This window comes from Streptomyces sp. NRRL WC-3742 (assembly GCF_000720635.1).
In the GTDB taxonomy this organism is placed as follows: Bacteria; Actinomycetota; Actinomycetes; order Streptomycetales; family Streptomycetaceae; genus Kitasatospora.
This window is the reverse complement of record NZ_JOCF01000004.1, coordinates 178,226-198,571: the sequence shown is the minus strand read 5'-3', so window position 1 is coordinate 198,571 and position 20,346 is coordinate 178,226. Positions and strand designations below refer to the sequence as shown.

At 73.8% G+C, this 20,346-nt stretch carries 20 protein-coding genes; 12 read left to right on the top strand and 8 right to left on the bottom strand.

The annotated features are described in order from the left end of the window. From IH61_RS0104515 to IH61_RS0104500, 4 genes are all read left to right on the top strand, one after another. On the top strand, nt 1-996 hold a 996-nt coding region (locus IH61_RS0104515; protein ID WP_234327019.1), incomplete at its 5' end, for a homoserine O-succinyltransferase. 42 nt (nt 997-1,038) lie between these two features. Further along, nucleotides 1,039-2,334: an ATP-grasp domain-containing protein gene (locus IH61_RS0104510; protein WP_031065220.1), complete on the top strand. Its 1,296-nt coding sequence runs from the start codon at nt 1,039-1,041 to the stop codon at nt 2,332-2,334. After that, the gene (locus IH61_RS42525) at nt 2,331-3,632 is read left to right on the top strand and encodes an MFS transporter (protein WP_031065216.1); all 1,302 of its coding nucleotides are present in this window, start codon (nt 2,331-2,333) and stop codon (nt 3,630-3,632) included. The genes IH61_RS0104510 and IH61_RS42525 overlap by 4 nt, the downstream gene beginning before the upstream one ends. Before the next feature lie 74 nt (nt 3,633-3,706). Beyond that, on the top strand, nt 3,707-4,987 hold the full coding sequence (locus IH61_RS0104500; RefSeq protein ID WP_031065211.1) for an aspartate kinase: 1,281 nt from the start codon (nt 3,707-3,709) through the stop codon (nt 4,985-4,987). Nucleotides 4,988-5,099: 112 nt separating this feature from the next. Here the strand turns inward: IH61_RS0104500 and IH61_RS40360 are convergent, their stop codons facing one another. Both IH61_RS40360 and IH61_RS0104490 read right to left on the bottom strand, forming a co-directional pair. Next, entirely contained in the window at nt 5,100-5,342 is a 243-nt protein-coding gene (locus IH61_RS40360; RefSeq protein ID WP_037971582.1) for a hypothetical protein, read from the bottom strand. A 9-nt stretch (nt 5,343-5,351) separates the two neighbouring features. Beyond that, on the bottom strand, nt 5,352-6,326 hold the full coding sequence (locus tag IH61_RS0104490) for a TetR/AcrR family transcriptional regulator C-terminal domain-containing protein (protein WP_051836218.1): 975 nt from the start codon (nt 6,324-6,326) through the stop codon (nt 5,352-5,354). A 222-nt stretch (nt 6,327-6,548) separates the two neighbouring features. On the opposite strand from IH61_RS0104490, the gene IH61_RS0104485 reads away from it, so the two are divergent. Together IH61_RS0104485 and IH61_RS0104480 are read left to right on the top strand one after the other, a co-directional pair. Continuing rightward, nucleotides 6,549-7,706 carry an FAD-dependent monooxygenase gene (locus IH61_RS0104485; RefSeq protein ID WP_031065206.1) on the top strand — a complete coding sequence of 386 codons (1,158 nt, stop codon included), beginning with the start codon at nt 6,549-6,551 and terminating at the stop codon, nt 7,704-7,706. Nucleotides 7,707-7,716: 10 nt separating this feature from the next. Beyond that, a complete protein-coding gene (locus IH61_RS0104480) occupies nt 7,717-8,286 on the top strand; it encodes a DUF1990 family protein (protein ID WP_078910831.1) in 570 nt (189 codons plus the stop codon). A gap of 14 nt (nt 8,287-8,300) precedes the next feature. Here the strand turns inward: IH61_RS0104480 and IH61_RS0104475 are convergent, their stop codons facing one another. Next, complete coding sequence (locus IH61_RS0104475) at nt 8,301-8,738, bottom strand: YjbQ family protein (protein WP_031065200.1); 438 nt, start codon at nt 8,736-8,738, stop codon at nt 8,301-8,303. Nucleotides 8,739-8,897: 159 nt separating this feature from the next. Continuing rightward, nucleotides 8,898-9,173, bottom strand: a complete 276-nt coding sequence (locus tag IH61_RS0104470; protein WP_031065198.1) for a hypothetical protein — start codon at nt 9,171-9,173, stop codon at nt 8,898-8,900. A 781-nt stretch (nt 9,174-9,954) separates the two neighbouring features. Between IH61_RS0104470 and IH61_RS0104465 the strand changes: the two genes are divergently transcribed. Further along, nucleotides 9,955-12,159 carry a bifunctional glycosyltransferase/CDP-glycerol:glycerophosphate glycerophosphotransferase gene (locus IH61_RS0104465; protein ID WP_031065195.1) on the top strand — a complete coding sequence of 735 codons (2,205 nt, stop codon included), beginning with the start codon at nt 9,955-9,957 and terminating at the stop codon, nt 12,157-12,159. A 67-nt stretch (nt 12,160-12,226) separates the two neighbouring features. On the opposite strand, the gene IH61_RS0104460 is transcribed toward IH61_RS0104465, so the two are convergent. Then, complete coding sequence (locus IH61_RS0104460) at nt 12,227-12,439, bottom strand: EF-hand domain-containing protein (RefSeq protein ID WP_031065193.1); 213 nt, start codon at nt 12,437-12,439, stop codon at nt 12,227-12,229. A 178-nt stretch (nt 12,440-12,617) separates the two neighbouring features. Here IH61_RS0104460 and IH61_RS0104455 point away from each other — a divergent pair, with 178 nt between their 5' ends. After that, nucleotides 12,618-13,286 (top strand): lysophospholipid acyltransferase family protein, encoded by a 669-nt coding sequence (locus tag IH61_RS0104455; RefSeq protein WP_031065191.1) that lies wholly within the window; start codon nt 12,618-12,620, stop codon nt 13,284-13,286. A gap of 49 nt (nt 13,287-13,335) precedes the next feature. Here the strand turns inward: IH61_RS0104455 and IH61_RS0104450 are convergent, their stop codons facing one another. After that, nucleotides 13,336-15,231, bottom strand: coding sequence for an ABC transporter ATP-binding protein (locus tag IH61_RS0104450; RefSeq protein WP_078910822.1), 1,896 nt, complete (start codon nt 15,229-15,231; stop codon nt 13,336-13,338). A gap of 112 nt (nt 15,232-15,343) precedes the next feature. Beyond that, nucleotides 15,344-16,117 (bottom strand): SDR family NAD(P)-dependent oxidoreductase, encoded by a 774-nt coding sequence (locus IH61_RS0104445; RefSeq protein ID WP_031065186.1) that lies wholly within the window; start codon nt 16,115-16,117, stop codon nt 15,344-15,346. 165 nt (nt 16,118-16,282) lie between these two features. Here IH61_RS0104445 and IH61_RS0104440 point away from each other — a divergent pair, with 165 nt between their 5' ends. The 4 genes from IH61_RS0104440 (at nt 16,283) to IH61_RS0104425 (ending at nt 19,522) form a co-directional block, all read left to right on the top strand. Then, a complete protein-coding gene (locus IH61_RS0104440; protein WP_031065183.1) occupies nt 16,283-16,483 on the top strand; it encodes a hypothetical protein in 201 nt (66 codons plus the stop codon). A gap of 140 nt (nt 16,484-16,623) precedes the next feature. Next, on the top strand, nt 16,624-17,526 hold the full coding sequence (locus IH61_RS0104435) for a hypothetical protein (protein WP_051836216.1): 903 nt from the start codon (nt 16,624-16,626) through the stop codon (nt 17,524-17,526). Then, nucleotides 17,523-18,464 carry a DUF6895 family protein gene (locus IH61_RS0104430; protein WP_031065176.1) on the top strand — a complete coding sequence of 314 codons (942 nt, stop codon included), beginning with the start codon at nt 17,523-17,525 and terminating at the stop codon, nt 18,462-18,464. The genes IH61_RS0104435 and IH61_RS0104430 overlap by 4 nt, the downstream gene beginning before the upstream one ends. Continuing rightward, on the top strand, nt 18,461-19,522 hold the full coding sequence (locus IH61_RS0104425; protein ID WP_234327018.1) for a serine hydrolase domain-containing protein: 1,062 nt from the start codon (nt 18,461-18,463) through the stop codon (nt 19,520-19,522). Before IH61_RS0104430 ends, IH61_RS0104425 begins: the two co-directional genes overlap by 4 nt. A 6-nt stretch (nt 19,523-19,528) precedes the next feature. Here the strand turns inward: IH61_RS0104425 and IH61_RS0104420 are convergent, their stop codons facing one another. Next, the gene (locus tag IH61_RS0104420) at nt 19,529-20,191 is read right to left on the bottom strand and encodes a LysE family translocator (RefSeq protein WP_031065170.1); all 663 of its coding nucleotides are present in this window, start codon (nt 20,189-20,191) and stop codon (nt 19,529-19,531) included. Between the last annotated feature and the right edge of the window lie 155 nt (nt 20,192-20,346).

The following is a 20,346-nucleotide window of genomic DNA, read 5'->3' as shown; positions in this document are numbered from 1 at the left end:
CCCCGGAGCCGACCCGGGCCGCCCCGCGCCCCTCCCCCGCACCTCCCGCACCTCCCGCACCTCCCGCACCTCCCACAGGAGCCCACCGCGATGCCCCTCATCCTGCCCACGCCCATCCCGGCCAAGGAGCAGCTGGCCAAGGAGAACATCCCCGTCCTGGACGAGGCCCCGGCCGGCGCCGAGGTCCTGGACGTCGCGATCTTCAACGTCATGCCCGACAAGCCCGTCACCGAGACCCAGCTGCTGCGCCTGCTCTCCGTCTCGCCGCTGCCCGTACGCCCGACCCTGCTGCGCCCGGCCGACCACGTCTCCAGGAGCACGCCCGAGAGCTACCTCGCCGAGCACTACCTCACCCACGCCGAGGTGGCCGACCGCCGCTTCGACGCCATGCTGGTCACCGGCGCCCCGGTCGAGCACCTGCCCTTCGAGCAGGTCACCTACTGGGACGAGCTGCGCCGCGTCATGGACTGGGCGCGCACCAACGTGACGTCCACGATGTACATCTGCTGGGCCGCGCAGGCCGCGCTGTACCACCGCCACGGCATCCCCAAGCGCGACCTCGGCGCCAAGCTGTTCGGCAACTTCCCGCAGTCGACGCCCGATCCGCTGGCGCCGCTGCTGGCCGGCTTCGACCAGGGCTTCCACGTGCCGATGTCGCGCTACACCGACACCGAGCGCGCCGACCTCGCGGCCGTCGCCGAGCTGGAGATCCTCGCCGAGTCCCCCGAGTCGGGGGTCTACCTGTCCGGGCGGCGCGACGGCACCGAGTTCTACTGCTCCGGCCACCCCGAGTACGACCACCTCACGCTGCACGCCCAGTACGAGCGCGACGTGGCCAAGGGCCTGCCGATGCACGTCCCGCCGGGCTACTACCCCGGCGACGACCCGAAGGCCGTCCCCGTCCGCAACTGGGGCGCGCACGGCCGGCTGCTCTACGCCAACTGGCTGCAGAACCACGTCCTGCCGTACAAGTCCAGGGCAGCGAAGGCCAGTTGACCTACCACCCATGAACCGTTCCGAAGGAAAGACGAGAACACCGTGAGCACCCAGCCCGTCAGCAGCGAGACCGACCAGGACGCGGTCCTGCTGGTCATCGGCATCGGCAGCCAGAAGGACCGCGACAGCCGCCCCTACCGCGAGTACCTGCTCTCGGCCGCGGCGCAGCGCTTCAAGCTCTGGCTGTTCGACTCGAACGAGCCGACCTGGCAGAGCGAGTACGTCGTCGGCGCGAACGCCCTGAACTGCTACGACCCCGAGGCCGTCACCGAGGCCGCCCGCCGCCTGGCCGAACAGCGGCCGGTGATCGGCATGTTCTGCCCCGACGAGGGCACCCTGCTCGCCGCCTCGCACGCGGCCGCCGCGCTCGGCGTGCCCGGCATGTCGGTGGACACCGTGACGGCCTGCCGGGACAAGAAGACCACCCGGGCGCTGCTGACCCGGGCGGGCATCGCCCAGCCGCGCTTCACCACCGTCCGCTCGCCGGGCGAGGCGCTGCGCGCGGCGGACGACCTGGAGTACCCGGTCGTCCTCAAGCCCCGCAACCTGGGATCGAGCCTGGGCGTGATCAAGGTGTCGGGCCCGGACGAGATGGCCGGGGCCTTCGGGATCACCACGGCCGCCGCCTACCCGGGCGTCGAGGTGCCGGACGACTACATCGTCGAGCAGTACCTGGACGGCCCGGAGGTCTCCATCGACGGCGCGGTCTTCGACGGCGCCTACACGCCGATGTTCGTCGGCCGCAAGCAGGTCGGCGGGGAGCCGTACTTCGTCGAGACCGGCCACACCGTCACCGCGGGGGACCCGCTGCTGGAGGACGAGGCGCTGATCGCGATGCTCCAGGACGCCCACACGGCGCTGGGCATCACCCACGGCACCACCCACACCGAGGTCAAGCTCACCTCGCGCGGCCCGGTGATCGTGGAGGTCAACGGGCGCCTGGGCGGCGACCTCATCCCGTACCTGGGCAAGCTCGCCACCGGCATCGACCCGGGCCTGGTCGCGGTCGACGTGATCACCGACCGCCGCCCCGACTTCACGGGGGGCCTGTCGCGCACCGTCGGCATCCGCTTCTTCGGCCCCGAGGAGGACTGCCGGGTCGAGCGAATCACCCTGGCCGAGCCCGCCCCCGGTGACGGGGTCCTCCAGCTCGCCAAGGTCGTCTCCCCCGGCGTCGAGCTGTACGGCCCGCCGAAGGACTACGTCGCCCGGTACGCCTTCGCCGTCGCCGAGGGCGCCGACCAGGAGGAGTGCAACAAGCGCCTGGACGCGGCCGGGGCCCTGGTCTCGCTCGAGAGCACCCCGATCTCCAGCGCGCCGATCGGCGGCACCCCGTGACCGAGCTCGACTCGGCGGAGCCTTCGGCCTCGGCCGGGCCGCGGGCGGCCGGGCCCTCCCCGGCCCGCCGCCCGCGGCCGGGCGAGATCCCCCGGCCGATCGTCGTCGTCTCGCTCGGCGTCTTCCTCAACCGCGTCGGCGGCTTCTTCGCGATCTTCCTGACCCTGGTGCTCGCCGACCGGGGCTACGACGCCGGGCAGATCACCCTGGGCCTGGCCCTGGTGGCCGGCGCGGGCATGGCCGGCGCCGGGGTCTCCGGGCTGCTCGCCGACCGGATCGGGCGGCGGCGCTCCCTGCTGCTGTTCACCCTGCTCACGGCGGCGTTCTCGGCCCTGCTGGCCGAGTTCCGCGGCTACACCTCCACCCTGGTGCTGGCCTGCCTGCTGTCCGCGGCCGTCCAGGCGTACGGGCCGGTGGCCCAGGCGGTGGTCGGCGAGGCGGCCCCGGCCGAGCACCGGGTGACGATGTTCGCCCTCTACCGGCTCGCCCTGAACGTGGGCGCCGCCGTCGGCCCGCTGATCGGCGGCATCTGGGCGGCCGGGCACATGGACACCCTGCTGCTCGGCAACGCGGCCGTCTCGGCGGCCTCCTGCCTGCTGCTCCTGGCCCTGCCCGCCGACCGGGGCTCGCCGCGCGGAACCCCCGAGCCGACCGCCGACCCGACGACCGACCGGACCACCGGCCAGGAAGCCGGTCAGGCAACCGGGCAGGCAACCGGGCAGGAAGCCGGACAGGCCGGCCGGGGCCCGCTGGGCGATCCGCGCTTCGTCGGCGTCTGCGTGCTGCTGGGCCTGATCTCCCTGGTCTACGCCCAGCAGACCGGCCCGCTGCCGCTGGCCATGAAGGACAGCGGGTTCAGCACCGGCGCGTTCGGCGCCCTGCTGACCCTCAACGCGGTCGTGGTGATCGCCTGCGAGGTGCCGCTGTCCGTGGTCATCCAGCGCTGGCCGGTACGGGTGCCGATCTGCCTGGGCGCCGTCTGCGTCTTCGGCGGGTACCTCGTCAACGCGGTCGGCGTCACCTGGCCCGTGCTGGTCGCCGGAGTGCTGCTGTGGACGGCCGGGGAGATGCTCATCTCACCGGTCGCGGCCGCCGCGGCCACCGCCGCCGCCCCGCCCGGGGCGGTGGCCCGCTACCAGTCGGTGCTCGGCTTCTGCCAGTCCACCGGCATGTCGCTGGGCCCGGCCGTCGGCGTCTTCGCGTACGGGCTGGGCGCCACCTGGCCCTGGGTGCTCAGCGGGCTGCTCGGCCTGCTGGTCACCCCGGCGCTGTTCCGGCTGCTCGCCGGGCGGCGCTGAGCCCCCGGCCGCACCAGCACCGTCAGCTGAGTCCCCCAACCACACCAGCACCGTCAACCGAATCGAGGAGCCAGATGGGTCTCGTCGTGCAGAAGTACGGCGGGTCGTCCGTGGCGGACGCCGAGAGCATCAAGCGCGTCGCCCGCCGCATCGTGGAGACCAGGAACGCCGGCCACGAGGTCGTCGTCGTGGTCTCCGCGATGGGCGACACCACGGACGACCTCATCGAACTCGCGGAGCAGGTGACCCCCGTCCCCTCGGGCCGCGAGCTGGACATGCTGCTGACCGCCGGGGAACGGATCTCCATGGCGCTGCTGGCCATGGCGATCGAGGCGCTCGGCGCCGACGCCCAGTCCTTCACCGGCAGTCAGGCCGGTGTCATCACCGACGCCGCCCACAACCGGGCGCGCATCCTCGACGTGACGCCCGACCGGGTGCGCGCCGCCCTGGACGAGGGCAGCGTCGCCATCGTCGCCGGCTTCCAGGGCGTCTCGCGGACCAGCCGCGACATCACCACCCTGGGGCGCGGCGGCTCCGACACCACCGCCGTGGCGCTCGCCGCCGCGCTGGGCGCGGAGGTCTGCGAGATCTACACCGACGTGGACGGCGTGTTCACCGCCGATCCGCGCATCGTCGCCAAGGCCCGCAAGATCGAGCGGATCGGCTTCGAGGACATGCGGGAGCTGGCCTCCTCCGGCTCCCGGGTGCTGCTCGACCGCTGCGTGGAGTACGCCCGGCGCCACGGCATCCCGATCCATGTCCGCTCCTCCTTCTCCGGCCTGCCCGGGACGATCGTCGGCGGCGCCGGGCGGGAGCGCCCGGCGGGCGGGGAGAAGGAGCGGGCGATCATCACCGGCGTCGCCCACGACACCACCGGGGCCCGGATCACCGTGGTCGGCGTCCCGGACCGGCCCGGCGCCACGGCCCGGATCTTCCGCGCCCTCGCGGACGCGGAGATCACCGTCGACATGTCGGCACGGGCGGGCTCCACCTCCCCACTCGGCCCGGTCGACATCGCCTTCAGCCTGCCCCGGGCCGCCCTCGCCCGGGCCCTGGACATCCTGGCCTCGCTCCGGGAGGAGGTGGGCTTCGAGGCGGTGCACCACGACAAGGAGACCGCCAAGATCTCCCTGGTCGGCGCGGGACTGCGCTCCAACGCCTGGGTCACCACGGCCCTGTTCGCCGCGCTGGACGCCTGCGGCGCCGACATCGAGGCCATCGCGACCTCCGAGGCGCGGATCTCCGTGGTCACCGGGTCCGAGCGCATCGCCGAGGCCGTGCGCGCCGTGCACACCGCCTTCGGCCTGGACAGCGACGCGGCGGAGGCCGTGGTCTACGCGGGCAGCGGGCGCTGAGGGCCGCGCCGGGGCCCTTCGGTCGGCCTTAGCCCTTCGGTCGGCCCGGGCACTTCGGCCGGCCGGAGCTCCTCGGTCGGCCTTAGCCCTTCGGTCGGCCGGAGCTGTTCGCTCAGCCGGAGCACGCGCCGCGCTGTGCCTGCTGCCAGGTGCAGACCGGGCACAGCGCGGCGCCCGGCCGGTCGGCGGGCCACTCGGTCGGCTCCCCGCACAGCACGCAGTCCGCGCGCGGGCCCTCGGCGCCGGTGGCCGCCGGGTCCGGGCGCAGCCCCGCCTCGGCGTCCACGGGGGCCAGGTCGCACAGCGCCGTGGCGTCCTCGTTCGTGCGCTCCTCGTTCGCGTACTCCTCGCTCATGCCGCCTTCCTACTCCCCGCCCGCCCCGGTCGGCAAGCCGCCCGGGGCGGCCGCGATCATCGCCCCGATCCCGTCCAGCAGCGGCCCCAGACCGAAGGCGAACAGCGCGTCCAGGTCGAGGTCGTAGCCGTCCTCGCCGAGGCTGCGGGCGATCCTGCCGAACACCGGGTGCCGGTCGCCCTCGACGATCGCCGCCAGGGCCGGGCCCTGCCGGTCCATCCACTGGTCCTCCGTCAGACCGCTGCCGGCCGCCGCCTGCGCCTCGCGCTCGAGGTGCACGGCCAGGCCCTGGACGTAGCTGTAGAGCAGGACGTGCAGGTCGAGGACGGTCCTCGGGTCGAGGCCGTGGCCGTCCAGGGCGCCGAGCGCCCACTCCGCGTGGTCGAGCAGGGCGGGCAGCATCAGCGGGCGGGTGAGCGCCCCGACCTGGGAGAGCCAGGGGTGGCGCCGGTAGGTCCGCCAGAGGCTGTGCGCGCCGATTTCCAGCCGTTCGCGCCAGCCGGGCGGCGGCTGGGCCGGGTAGCGCTCCTCGGCGAAGGCGGCGTCGGCCATCAGCAGGACCAGGTCGTCCTTGCCCGCCACGTGGCGATAAGGCGACATCGCGGCGACGCCGAGCCGGGCCGCGACGCTGCGCATGGACAGCGCGGCCAGCCCCTCCCCGTCCGCGATCTCCGTCGCGGCCCGAACGACCCGCTCCCTCGTCAGCTCCCCGCCCTCCGGGGGCGCCGCGGGCCCGGGTGTCGCGGGGACCGGGCGTTTCGCCCGGGAGGCGGCCACGACGGTGCCCACCCGGGGGCGGGTCTCCACCAGCCCCTCCAGGCGCAGCGCGGTGAGCACCTTGGTGGCCGTGGCGAGCGCGACGTTCCACTCCCGGGCGATCCGGCGCGTCGAGGGCACCCGCTCGCCGGGCGCGAGGGCGCCCTCGGTGATGCGGCGGGCGATCTCGTCGGCGATCCGCCGGTAGGGCGGCGGCTGCTCCGTCATGGGCGAGCTCCTCGGGGGTGTGACCTCGGTCTCAGCCCGGCGGCCGACCTGGCTGTCCTAGTGCAGAAGCTACCAGCGCGACTCTCCCGTCGGGGCCTCCCTGTGCTAGTTCAGCAGCCCTTGGGGCCGGTTGGACGCCCTGCGCGTACGCCGTACATTCAGATCGCGTACAGCGTACGAGGGCGCGCCGACCGGGCGCGTCCGATCGACCAGGGGGTCCCCGTGAAGTCCGTCCTCATCTCCGGCGCAGGCGTCGCCGGCTGCGCGCTCGCCGCCCTGCTCGCCCGCCGCGGCTTCGCGCCCACCGTCGTGGAGCGCGCCCCGGGCCTGCGCGGCGGCGGGCAGGCCGTCGACGTGCGGGGCGTCGCCCTGGAGGTGGTCGGGCGGCTCGGGGTGCTGGAGGCCGTCCGCGAGCACCGCACCCGGATGCGGGGCATGTCCGTCCTCGACGGGGACGGCAAGGAGGTCCACCGCAGCACCGAGAGCAGCTTCAGCGCCGGACGGCTCGACAGCGGGGACGTCGAGCTGCTGCGCGACGACCTGGTGCGCGTCCTGCACGCCCGGGCGGCCGCGGACGGCGCCGAGTTCCTCTTCGGGGACTCGCTCACCGCGCTCGACGAGTCCTCCGGGCGCCCCGGGCACCCGGGCGGCGGCGTCCTGGCCGGCTTCGGGCACGCCGCCGAACGCCGCTTCGACCTGGTCGTCGGCGCGGACGGCCTGCACTCCGCCGTGCGCCGGCTGGCCTTCGGGCCCGAGGAGGAGTTCGCCACCCACCTGGGCCTGCACCTCGCGGTGTTCGGCGCGGACAACTTCCTCGGCCTGGAGGACTGGCAGGTGTGGATGCGCGACGGCGAGTTCGGCCTCGGCGCCTACCCCGTGCGCGGCAACACCGAACTGCGCGTCGCCGTCGGCTTCGGGGGCGAGCCGCTGCCGGACGGGCGGCGCGGCGCCGAGGCCCGCAGGGCGCTGGTCGCCGACCGGATGAGGGCCGACCTGCGCTGGGAGCGCGAGCGCCTGCTCGACGCCCTGGACCGGGCGGAGGACCTGTACTGCGACGCGATGACCCAGATCCACCTGGAGCACTGGTCGCGCGGCCGCACCGTCCTGCTCGGCGACGCGGGCTACTGCGCCTCCCCGATGTCCGGCCAGGGCACCAGCCTCGCCCTGGTCGGCGCCCACGTCCTCGCCGACGCCCTGGCCAGCTGCGGCGGCGACCACCGCGCGGCCTTCGCCGCGTACGAGGAGCGGCTGCGCCCGTTCGTCCGGCTCAACCAGGCCCTGGCCACCGAGAACCAGGGCGGCCCGGCCTCCGAGGAGTCGGTGGAGCGGGCGAAGAACGCCATCGACCTCGACGTTCCCGCTGGTCGGGCGGCCGTATAGCGTGCCCCGCATGGAGAGCACCCTGCACCTGGAGAGCGCCCTGCACCGCCGCCTCGCGGCCGCCCGCGCCACCGCCCCCAGCTACCCCGAGGTGGGGGCCACCCTCGGCGGGCCGCTGCCGCGCGGGTACGCGCACCTGCGGCGGCGGGTGCACCTGGGGCGCGGGCCCGAGGTGCTGGAGCGGGCCGGGCGGTACGTGCTCGGCTGGGGCGCGCAACTGGGGACGGGCTTCGCGGTGTTCCCGTACGGGCCGGCCCGGGAGGGCGCGACGGTGCTGCTGCGCCTCGCCCTGCCCGGCAGCCGTTGGCCGCGCCTGGTGATCCCCTGCCGGGTGGCGTGGACGCTGGAGCGGCCGGACCGGATCGGCTTCGCGTACGGGACCCTGCCCGGGCACCCGGAGTGCGGGGAGGAGTCGTTCCTGGTGTCGACGGACGCCGACGGCGAGGTGTGGTTCGAGGTCGCCGCGTTCTCCCGGCTGGCCGCCCGGTACGCCCGGCTGGGGCGCCCGGTGGCACTGCTGTGCCAGTACCTGGCGATCGAGCGCTACCTCGCCGCCGTCGCCGCCCACGTACGGAGCTGAGGACCGGCCGGGGATCAGCCGAGGAAGGACAGCCGGACCGTCCGGCGCGGGTTGTCGCCGTTGGTGTCGACGAGCACCACGGACTGCCAGATGCCCAGCGCCATCCGGCCGCCGATCACCGGCAGGGTGGCGTGCGGGGCGACGAGGCCGGGCAGCACGTGGTCACGGCCGTGGCCGGGGCTGCCGTGGCGGTGGCGCCAGCGGTCGTCGGCGGGGAGCAGGTCCCGCAGGGTGGCGAGGAGGTCGTCGTCGCTGCCGGAGCCGGTTTCCAGGACGGCGATCCCGGCGGTGGCGTGCGGGACGAAGACGTTGAGCAGGCCGTCGCGCCCGGCGGCCCGTTCGTCGAGGAACTCGGCGCAGCGGCCGGTGATGTCGAGCGCGACCTCGCGGCTGCCGGTGGTGATCTCGAAGGTGTCGGTCTGGAATCGGGTGGAGTGGTTGTTGTCCGCCATGGCGCCATCCTCACAGACAGGCTCGCAGACCGGCTCACGGACCGGCTCACGGACCGGACGGACAGGGCGAGCCGAACGGGCCCGGGCAGAGCGACGACCCGATGGACCTGGTGGTCCATCGGGTCGTCGTACGCTCTCCCCCCGGTACGGCTGCGGCTGTTAGCCGCGTCCGCCGAACAGGCTCCGCTTCAGGCGGCGCAGGGGCGCCATCAGCTTGACCCGCATCTGGAGGCGGCGGGCCGGCGGCGCGTCCGCGGCGGCCGGGCCGCGCGGGGTGAGTTCCCTTATGAGCCCGAGCGCCTCGGCGGTGTCGACCGTCGAGAGCGCGGGGGCGCCGAGCACGGCCAGGTGTCGGTCGATCCGGCGGCCGGTCGTGCCGACGCCGCACTGGATCGCCGGCACACGGGGCCGAGTCCGCACTTGCATGTGTTCCATCTGTTTCCCACCCCTACGAGGCGCCAGGGCCGTGAGGCGAAGACTATCCGTGACGGACCGACTTCGCGCAACCGTCCATGGTGTGGTGCTCACCGTATCGTGCGGCGTCAACTGACGATGCACCAGGGGCACTCCGGCCGGTCACGACTAGGCATCAATGATGGTGCACGACCAGCCGTCTGTCACCGGTGCCCGGGAGCGCGGGCGGGCGCACGGATCGCGGTGTCGACGCGCCCCCTCGTCGGCTTGCCCATATAGGGGACAGGCGCCACGTCGACAAAGTGATCGTCCACGGCTGTCGGGGCGCCGGGCGGCACTACTTCCGTAGTGGCACTACTGCAGTAGTGCCACTACGGAAGTAGTGCCCGACCCCTCGGCACAAGCCTTCATGAAGTGAACACAAACGAGGGATTGACTCCCGCGATGCCGACAAGCAATATCTCTTTCAATGCGTAGGCGCTGTCATCGTGCCGGACGCATGTTCGAGTCGTGAAGGGCTCGATGCAGGACTCCGGCTCCCCCGAGCCACTGCCAGGCCGCCTCGACGCTGCGGCGGCCGGTCTCGTCGGGTGCCCGGAACGGCGGCCGGCCGTGAGGGTCGGTCCGGCCGCCACCCCACCGCCGGTGCCACCCCCTTCCCGGGGCGCGGCACCGGCGGTTCCGCCCCACCACCCGCCCCACCGCCCACCCCACCGTCCGGCGCGGCCCCGGCGCAGCCCTGGTACCGGGCCGCCGAACGTCCGCGCAGGTGGCACCGTGTGGATCGGTAGACTCGGTCGGCGTGTCCCCCCTCCTCCTCAGCATCGTGCTCCCCGTCCACGGCGTGGAACGCTTCCTTCCGCAGTGCCTCGACTCGCTCCTCGCCGACACCCCCGCCGGCGAGACCCGCTTCGAGGTGATCGCGGTCGACGACGTCTCCCCGGACGGCTGCGGCGCGATCCTGGACTCGTACGCCGCCCGAGACCACCGGCTGCGCGTCCTGCACCTCGACGAGAACCAGGGCCTCGGCGGCGCCCGCACCGCCGCCCTGCCGCACCTGCGCGGCACGTACGTCTGGTTCGTCGACAGCGACGACTGGGTGCCCGAGCGCACGGTGAGCGTGCTGCTGGACGAGCTGGAGCAGGAGCGCCGCCGCGAGACCCCGGCCGACGTGCTGATCACCGACTTCACCCACGTCTACCCCGACGGCGGGACCGAGCCCAACCCCTGGCGCCACGTGCTCACCGGCTCCCCCCTCGTCGAGGGCTGCACCCTCGCCGAGCACCCGCCGCTGCTGCGCACCGTGATGTCGGTCTGGAACAAGGTCTTCCGCCGCGCCTACCTGGAGGGCCTGGGCGTCTCCTTCGGCCGCGGGTACTACGAGGACATCTCCGTCACCTACCCGGCGCTGCTGGCCGCCGAGCGGCTGCGCTACCTGGACCGCCCCTGCTACCACTACCGGCGCGGCCGGGCCGGCGCGATCACCGCGACCGCCTCCCCCAAGCACGCCGGGGTGTTCGCCCAGTACGACGCGATCTTCGCCTTCCTCGACCGCCCGGACCGCCCCGGTCGGCCCGTCCCGGACACGCTGCGCACGATGGTCTTCGACCGGACCGTCCAGCAGGCCCTCAACGTCTACGACACCCCCGGCCTGCTGCCCGCCGACCGGCGCAAGGACTACTTCCGCTCCGTCGCCGAGCACTTCGCCCGCCACCGCCCCTCCGGTTACCGCTTCCCCGGCGGGGTGCGCGGCGTGCGGTACCGGCTGGCGGCGCGCGGCGCCCGGATCGCCTACGCGGAGCTGCGCCGCACCGGCCGGCTGCCGCGCGACCTCAAGCGCGGGGCGCGGGCGGTGGCGCCCGCCGTGAGGAAGGGGGTGCGCAGCGGCGCCCGCTTCACGGCGTACAACGCGTTCCGCCGGCTGCCGCTGGACGAGAACCTCGCCGTCTACGCCGCCTACTGGCACCGGGGATACGCCTGCAGCCCGGCGGCGATCTACGAGAAGGCGCGCGAACTCAGCCCCCGGATAAGGGGGGTGTGGGTGGTGGAGAACCGCGCCCAGGCCGCCACCATGCCGCCGGACGTGCCGTACGTGTTCGTCAACACCCCCGCCTACTTCAAGGCGATGGCGACGGCCAAGTTCTTCGTCAACAACGTCAACTTCCCCCGGACGATGACCAAGCGGCCGGGCACGGTACACGTCCAGACGCAGCACGGCACGCCGCTGAAGGCGATGGGCATGGACCTGCGCGACCATCCGGCGGCCGCCGAGGAGGGCCTGGACTTCGACCGGCTCCAGGAGGCCGTGGACCGCTGGGACTTCCTCGTCTCCCCCAACCCGCACACCACCGAGCACTTCTCGCGGGCGTTCCCCGGCTCGTACGAGATGCTGGACACCGGGTACCCGCGCAACGACCGGCTGGCGAACGCCGACCGGGAGGAGGTGCGGGCGATGCGCGAGCGGCTCGGGCTGCGCCCCGGCACCACGGCGGTGCTGTACGCGCCCACCCACCGCAGCGGGCGCGGCGGTTACGTGCCGCTGCTCGACGTGGCGGAGCTGGCGCGCGCGCTGGGGCCGCACTACACGCTGCTGGTGCGCACCCACTACTTCCACACCGGCGGGCCGGGCGACCTGACGGCGGGTTCGGAGGCGGCGCGGATCCTGGACGTGTCGGCGCACCCGGCGGTGGAGGACCTCTACCTCGCGGCAGACGTGCTGGTGACGGACTATTCGTCGATGATGTTCGACTTCGCGGTGCTGGACCGGCCGGTGGTGATCTTCGCCCCGGACTGGGAGGAGTACCGGCGCGAACGCGGCGTCTACTTCGACCTGTTCGCCGAGCCGCCGGGCGCGGTCACGCAGGACGCGCAGGCGCTGGCGGAGGCACTGCTGGCGGGGGACCCGGAGCCGGGGGCGCGGGAACGGTTCCGCGCGAAGTTCTGCGTCTGGGACGACGGCGGGGCGGCGGAGCGGGTGGTGCGCCGGGTGTTCCCGGTGCACGACTGACGCGGCCCCTCACGCGGACGGGGCCGGCGCCGCGGGTGCGGCGGACCGGCCCCGTTCCCCGCGCGGATCAGCCGCGGCGGGCGGCCAGGAACTCCTCGAAGTCGAGGAAGCCCTGGTGCCGGGTGTCCATCGTGTGGATCAGCGCCTCCGCCATCGAGAGCGTCACGGTGTGGTCGCCCATCTCGTTGGCGGCGAGCGCGTACTCGGCCGGGGTGATCTTGCCGTCGCCGTTCTGGTCGAAACGGTCGAACAGCGCCTTGATCTCCTCGGTGCTCTGCATGGTGCCCTCCTGGGGTACTGCTGGGTCGTGCTCGGTTCGGACGGCCGTACCCTACCCGCCGTGGTGATCGCCACGGTCTCCGGGAGTGGACGGGCGCGGGGGTGGGTGCCGTAGTCTGCGGATCTGATCGCGGGCCCGGGCACCTCCCGGGCGATCGTTCGTCCAGGGAGGGAAACCCATGCTCGACCTCGTCACCAGGCTGCTGCTGAAGCCCGTCGCGCGCGGGATCTGGCGCCCGGTCATCGAGGGTGCCGAGAACGTGCCGAGCAAGGGCGGGGTGATCCTGGCGAGCAACCACCTGTCCTTCATCGACAGCGTGGTGATCCCGCTGACCGCCCCGCGTCGCGTCCACTTCCTCGCCAAGGCCGAGTACTGGAAGGCGCCCGGGCTCAAGGGCAAGGTCTCCAAGGGCTTCTTCGAGGCGATCGGCGCGGTACCGGTCGAGCGCGGCACGTACCGCTCGGCGCAGGCTTCGCTGGAGTCGGCGCTCGAGATCCTGGAGGCCGGCAAGGCGTTCGGTATCTACCCGGAGGGCACCCGTTCCCTGGACGGGCGGCTGTACCGGGGCAAGACGGGCGTGGCCTGGCTGGCGCTGACGGCGGGCGTGCCGGTGGTGCCGGTGGCGCTGGAGGGCCCGGAGGAGATCCTGCCGATCGGCAAGCGGGTGCCGCGTCTGAAGAAGGTGACGGTGCGCTTCGGGGAGCCGCTGCACTTCGACGAGCTGCACGGGCAGGCCCGTTCGCTCAAGGCGCGCCGTCAGGTGACGGACGAGGTGATGGCGGCGATCCAGCGGCTCTCGGGCCAGGAGATCGCGGAGCGCTACAACGAGGTGCCGAAGGCCGCGTAGCCGGCTCAAGCGTCACAGCACGCGCGTCACGAGCCTGCGCGTCGCCGGCTCACGCGTGGCCCAGCACCCCGGCGGTGTCCGGGACTTCACGGCGCAGCAGCGCCGCGTACCGGCCGTCGAGGGCCACCAGCTCCTCGTGGGTGCCCAGTTCGGCGACCTGTCCGTGGTCGAGCACGGCTATCTGGTCGGCGGCGCGGACGGTGGAGAGCCGGTGCGCGATGGTGATGGTGGTCCGGCCGGCGGCGAGGGTGTCGACGGCCTGCTGGACGGCGCGTTCGGTGCGGTTGTCCAGGGCGCTGGTGGCCTCGTCGAGGATGAGGACGGGCGGGTTGCGCAGGATGGTCCGGGCGAGGGCGAGGCGCTGCTTCTCGCCGCCGGAGAAGCGGTAGCCGCGTTCGCCGACGAGGGTGTCGTAGCCCTCCGGGAGGGCGTCGATGGTGTCGTGGATCTGCGCGGCCCGGGCGGCCTCGACGAGTTCGGCGTCCGAGGCGTCGGGTTTGGCGAAGCGCAGGTTCTCGGCGACGGAGGCGTGGAAGAGGTACGTCTCCTGGGAGACGACGCCGACCGCGCGGGCCAGGGTCTCGAAGGAGAGCTCGCGCACGTCCACGCCGTCGATGGTGACGCGGCCGCCGGTGACGTCGTAGAGGCGGGGCACCAGGTGGCTGAGCGTGGTCTTGCCGGAGCCGGTCTCGCCGACCACGGCCAGTGAGGTCCCCGCCGGGACGGCGAGGTCGACGCCGTCGAGGGTGGGGCGCGGCTGCTCGGGGTCGTAGCGGAAGTCGACGGCCTCGAAGCGCACGTCGCCGCGGATCTCCGGGAGGGTGACGGGGTCCGGCCGCTCGGTGATGTCCACCGGCAGGTCGAGGTACTCGAAGATCCGCTGGAACAGGGCGAGGGAGGTCTGCACCTCCACGCCGGTGAAGAGCAGGCTCACGGTCGGGCGGAACATGCCCTGCTGGAGGGTGACGAAGGCGACCAGGGTGCCGACCGAGACGATCGGCGCTCCCCCGGCGACGGTGAGCCCGGCGGCCCAGTAGATCGCGGCGGGCATGGCGGCCATCACGATCTGGATGGTGTTCATCCGCCAGCGCCCGGCCATGCTGGCGCGCACCTCCAGGTCGGCGAGCTGGTCGGACTGGGCGGTGAACTCCCGGGCCAGCGAGTCGGTGCGGCCCATGGTGCGGCCCAGCAGGATGCCGCTGACGGAGAGCGACTCCTGGACGGCGGAGCTCATCGCGGCGAGCTGCTTCTGGCGCTCGCCGGTGATCTTCTTGCGTTCGCGGCCGACGCGGCGGCTGATCCACACGAACATCGGGAGCAGCAGCAGGGAGACGATCGTCAGCCGCCAGTCCAGGGCGACCATGGCGACGATCGAGGCGACGACGGCGGTGAAGTTGGAGACCAGGCTCGTCGCGGTGGAGGTCACCGTGGACTGCATGCCGCCGATGTCGTTGGCGATGCGGGACTGCACCTCGCCGGTGCGGGTGCGGGTGAAGAAGGCGAGCGACTGGCGCTGGAGGTGGCCGTAGACGGCGGTGCGCAGGTCGTGCATGACGCGCTGGCCGACGGTGGTGGAGATCAGCGTCTGGAGGACGTTGAAGACACTGTTCACCACGGCCGCCGCGACCATGCCGAGGGCGAGCAGGCTGAGCAGCCCGGTGCGGCCCTGCGGGATGGCGGTGTCCAGGACGGCCTTGATCAGGAACGGCGAGGCGACGGAGACGACGGCGGAGGCGGCGACCAGCAGGCCGACGAGCGTCAGGCGGCCGGCGTAGGGGCGGAAGAGCGCGAGGATGCGCCGCCACTGGGAGGGCGGGCGGGTCTCGCCCTCGGCGGTTTCGGGCGGGGTCCAGTCGATGGTGCGCCTCAAGGGCGGACCTCCCTGGTTCGGGCGCGCGGGGGCGCGGCGGTCGGACGGGTGCGCGAGTGGCACCGGGGGCAGCATACCGGGGTTAGCTCATAGTTAGGCAAGCTAATAGTGAGGGTTGCTCTATTCCCGCTGCGTGCCCCGGTCCCCGTTACCGCCGCCCGGCCTCCGCCCGACCGCCGCTCGCGCCTCAGTCGGTGCGGTACGTGCGCGCCGCCTTGTTGGAGACGCCGCCCAGCTTGCCCGAGGGCAGCAGCCGGGCCAGGGCGACCACGGCCTTGTAGCGCTTGCCGGGCACCGACACCGACCGGCCGCGGCCCAGGTCGCGCAGCGCGTCCTCCACCACCCGGTCCGCCGAGAGCCAGGACCAGGCGGGGATGTTGTCGGTGCCCATGCCCGCCCGCTCGTGGAACTCGGTACGGGTGAAGCCCGGGCACAGCGCCATCATCCGCACGCCGCTGCCGCCGAGGTCGCGCAGCACGCCCTGGGTGAAGCTGACCACCCACGCCTTGCTCGCCCCGTACGTGCCGCGCGGCAGGAAGGCGGCCACCGAGGCGACGTTGACGATCGCACCCCGGCCGCGCTCGCGCATACCGGGCAGCGCGGCGGTGGTCAGGCGCAGGATCGCCTCGATGTGCACCTTCAGCATGTCCAGCTCGTCCTGCAGGGGGACGGTGCCGAAGGCGCCCTTGTTGCCGAAGCCGGCGTTGTTGACGAGCAGGTCCACCGGGTTCCCGGTGTCGGCGAGGCGGGCCTCGACGGCGCGGATGCCGTCCTCGGTCGCGAGGTCGGCGCGCAGCACCTCCGACTCGGTGCCGTAGCGGGCGTGCAGGTCGGCGGCCGCGCGCTCCAGGCGCTCGGAGTCGCGGGCCACCAGGACGAGCCGGTAGCCGCCGCGGGCCAGGCGGCGGGCGAAGGCGGCTCCGATGCCGGCGGTCGCGCCGGTGATCAAGGCTGTGGTCATGTCCAGACCGTACCGACTCTCCGCGAACTCGCCGCATCCGAGCCCGCACCCAGGGCAACGCCGCAGCTCAGGGGGCTGCGGATGCAGGTCGCCGCCGGGGCTCGTAGTGTCGGACAGGGGCATCGCCCGACCGGGCGGTGAAATCCAGATGAGGAGGCACATCTGATGCTTACTCAGTTCACGACCGGCACGACCCGGGCGCCGCTGGCGACCGAGGCCGAACTCGATGCGCTCGGCTTGCTCATGGTGGAGGACGAGGCCGTCGTCAGCGACGCGCCCACGTACCGCCCCGAAGCCGCCGGCGGCCTGCTGCTGGTGGGGCTGCTGCTGCTCGCCCCGAAGCAGCCCAAGGAGAAGACCCGGTAGCCGAGCTCGCCGCCGGGCCCCCAGGGCCCCGCGGGGCATTCCTGCGCCGTGACCGTGACCGACCGTGATCCATCGTGACCGACGGTGTCCGATCCGGCCCGGGACCTCGTGGAGTCCGCTTCGAGGAGGACCACGCAACCATGCCATTCGCCGATACCCCTCTGCGCGACGAGTACGCCGCCGCAGTCGAGCGGGTGGCGGGCCGGACCCTCGACGCCCTGCGGGGCGCCGGGGGTGCGGTCGCGCTCGCGCCCGCCCCGCCGGAGGCGCCGGACGCGCCCGATGCCGTCGAGGCGCCCAGGTCGCTGCTGGCCGCCCTGCGGGTGGTCGGGCCCGACCTGTTCGCCCCGCAGTTGCTGGCCGGGGCCGACCCCGACGAGACCACGGCGCTGCTGCTCGCCGAGGCGCACCGCGTCTTCCCGCCCGCGGGCTTGACGGGCGCGGCGGGCCTGACGGGCGCGACGGGCGGCGGGGACGGGAACGCCGTCGTCGCCGCCTGGCGGGACTGGGCGGCCGGGGTGCTGCTCGTCCGGACGCTGGGGACGACCGGTGACGCGGGCGGCGCCGGGCCGGGGGAACACTCCGTCACCGCGCCCGCTGTCACCGCGCCCGCTGTCATCTTGCCCACTGCCATCCCACCCGCTGTCACCGCGCCCGCGCCGGCCGCCGTTCCCGGTCACGCCGCGTGGCCGGAGCCGGAGCAGTGGCAGCCCTGGTCGATCCGGATGGCGCAGCTGTCCGCGCTCGCCCTGCCCGGACTGGACGGCGCCGTGCACCGCCAGGCCCGCACCCACGCCCTGGCGCTCGCCCGGGGCGCCGCACGGTCGATGCTGCGGCGCGACCACCGGGCCGCCGCCCGGCTGACGCGCTGGCTGGCCTGGTGCCGGGCCGAGGGCGTCGCCGTGCCGCTGGAGCTGGAACCGCTGCTGGCCCGCCTGCGGGTGGTGAGCGACGGCAGCGCCCGGATCGCCCTCGAACTGGCCATCGCCGCCGCGCTGTTGGACGGCGCCGGGACGCACGGGACCCCTGGGGAGCGGGCATGACCGACCACGACGTCCTCGCCACCGCCCAGCGGCTCGGCTCGCGCGCCCTGGCCTGGCTCGACGCCTCGCACGAGACCGGCTTCGGCGGGCTCGACGACAACATCACCATCGACATCGCCGACCCCAACAACGCCTACAAGCCCATCGGCGAATGCGCGCTCGCCGCCTCGCTGGTGCTGCGCGAGGGCGTCACCGGACCGGTCGACGCCGAGCGGGCCCGCCGGATGCTCGCCTTCGGCTGGTCCCAACTGCGGGACGGGAACCTGCTGTACGAACGGCAGTTGAGGCACCTGCTGCTGACCGACCCGCTGGAGGTGTACGCCCACTTCGTCCGGGCCGGGTACCGGCACCCGCCGCTGGAGGAGTTGGTCGCCTCGCTGGCCGAACTGCGCTCGGTGCACGCCGCCGAGACGGTGCCCAACCGGCGCCTGGCCATCGCCAACGCCCGCCGGGTCACGGGCCTGGAGCGCCGTGCCACGGACTGGAGCGCCCTGGCCGCCACCACCTGGCTCGGCTCCACCCCCGAGCCCTGGGCCGTGGACTGGGCCACCGGCTACGACATCACCCACACCGTCTTCCACCTCACCGACTGGGGCGCCCGGCCTGAGAACCTGCCGGAGCCGATGCGCGCCTACGTCCGCGACTGGCTGCCCGTCTGGCTCGACATCTGGCTGGAGGTCGGGCAGTGGGACCTCGCCGCCGAACTGCTCGTCGTCGACGCCTGCATCGGCGAGCCGGTCACCGGGCGGCAGGGCTGGGAGGCGCTCGCCGCCGTGCAGCGCGAGGACGGGCTGATCCCGCGCGACGACGCGCAGCCCGTCGCCGAGGAGCCCGAGCAGGCGTTCAAGGACCACGAACACACCGCCGTGGTCGCGGTGGTGGCCAGCACCGTCACCCTCTCGCGCGCACTCGGCGGCGCGCAGGCGGCCCTCGCGTGAGCACCCCGCCCCGCGTGGGCACGTCCGTCGACCGGCTGTACGGGGAGGTCCTGCGCGCCGCCGAGCCGTACGCGACGGCGGTGGCCGTGGCGCTCGTCGACGGCGAGCGGGCGCAGGTGCGCTGCCACGGCCGACTGGGGCGCGGGCCGGGCGCCGCGGCGTGCACACCGGAAACCGGCTTCGAACTCGGCTCCGTCACCAAGACGTTCACCGCACTGCTGCTCGCCGACCTCGCCGCGCGCGGCGAACTCTCCCTGGACGACCCGGTGGAGAGCCATCTTCCTCCCGACTGGCCTACGCCCTCGGTGCGTTCGGGCGGACCGATCCGCCTGCTGCACCTGGCCACCCACACCTCGGGCCTGCCCCGGCTGCCGCCCGGGCTCCTCGCCGGCGCCGCGCCCGCCTGGTTCAGCAATCCGTACGGCCGCTACGGCGAGCGGCAGTTGAGGGACGGACTCGCCCGAACCACCGTACGGTCGCGGCCCGGCGGGAGGTACGGGTACTCCAACTACGGGGTCGGGCTGCTCGGGCGCCTGCTCGTCGAGGCAGTCGGCGGGCCCTCGTACGGACAGCTGCTCGCGGAACGGGTCTGCCGACCGCTCGGCCTGCGCGACACCACCTGCGCCCCGGACGCGCCCGGGCGGGCGACCGGGTACCGGCGCGGGCGGGCGCTGCCGCCCTGGCGCATCCCCGGCCTGCCCGGCGCGGGCGCCGTCCGGGCCGGAGCGGCCGACCTGCTGCACTACCTCCAGGCCCATCTCCGGCCGGGGGACGGCCAGTTGGCGACGGCGCTGCGCGAGGTGCAGCGGCCCCGGCTGCGCCTGCCGCGCTCCGGCGACCAGCTGGGCCTGATCTGGCAGCACCGGCACGCGGGCGGGCGCGAGCTGTGGTTCCACACCGGCGGCACCCGGGGCTTCACCGCCTTCGTCGGCTTCTCCCCGCCCACCGGCACGGCCGTCGCCGCCCTCGCCAACACCGGGCCCAGCCTGGACGGGCGGTTCGTCCAGCGCTCGTACGAGCTGTTGAAGGGGCTGGCGCAGGGGAGCCTCGACGGTTAGGCGCGGCTAGGCGGGGACGGCGCGGGCGCGGTCGGCGGCGATGTTGAGCGCGAGGCCCGCGAGGACCGTGCCCATCATGTAGCGCTGAACCCGCAGCCACAGGGGGCGGCGGCCGAGGAAGGCCGCGATGCTGCCCGCGCCCATGGCGATCACGCCGTTGACGGTGATGCCGATCACGATCTGGGTCAGGCCGAGCACCAGGCTCTGTTCGCCGACGTGACCGCGCTCCGGCACCACGAACTGGGGCAACAGCGAGATGTACATGATGGCGATCTTGGGGTTGAGCAGGCAGGTCAGGAAACCCATCGTGAACAGCCTGCGCGGGGAGTCCGGCGCGAGCTCCTGCGGGGCGAACACCGCCGTACCGCCCGGGCGCACCGCCTGCCACGCGAGCCACAGCAGGTAGCCGGCGCCGGCCAGCTTGATCGCGGTGTAGAGCACCGGCACCTCGGAGAACACGGCGGCGACCCCGGCCGTCACCGCGACCAGGTACACCAGGAAGCCCACCGCCACCCCGAGCAGGGAGACCAGGCCCGCGCGGCGGCCCTGGGAGATCGAGCGCGAGACCAGGTAGATCATGTTCGGGCCGGGGCTCAGCACCATGCCCAGTGCGACGGCGGCTATGCCGAGGACCGCGTGTCCGTCGACGGCCAGAAAGGGGTTGTCCATGCCTGGGAGGCTAGGCCGGGCACACACCTCGATGCAATGATGACTTTGCGCTCGGTGCAATCGAGCGTGAGCGCCTGACGAGGGAAGGGGCGCCGGTGACCAGGGACGAAGTGACCAGGGCCGCGGGGACGAGGGCCGCGGTGGCCAGGGACGCA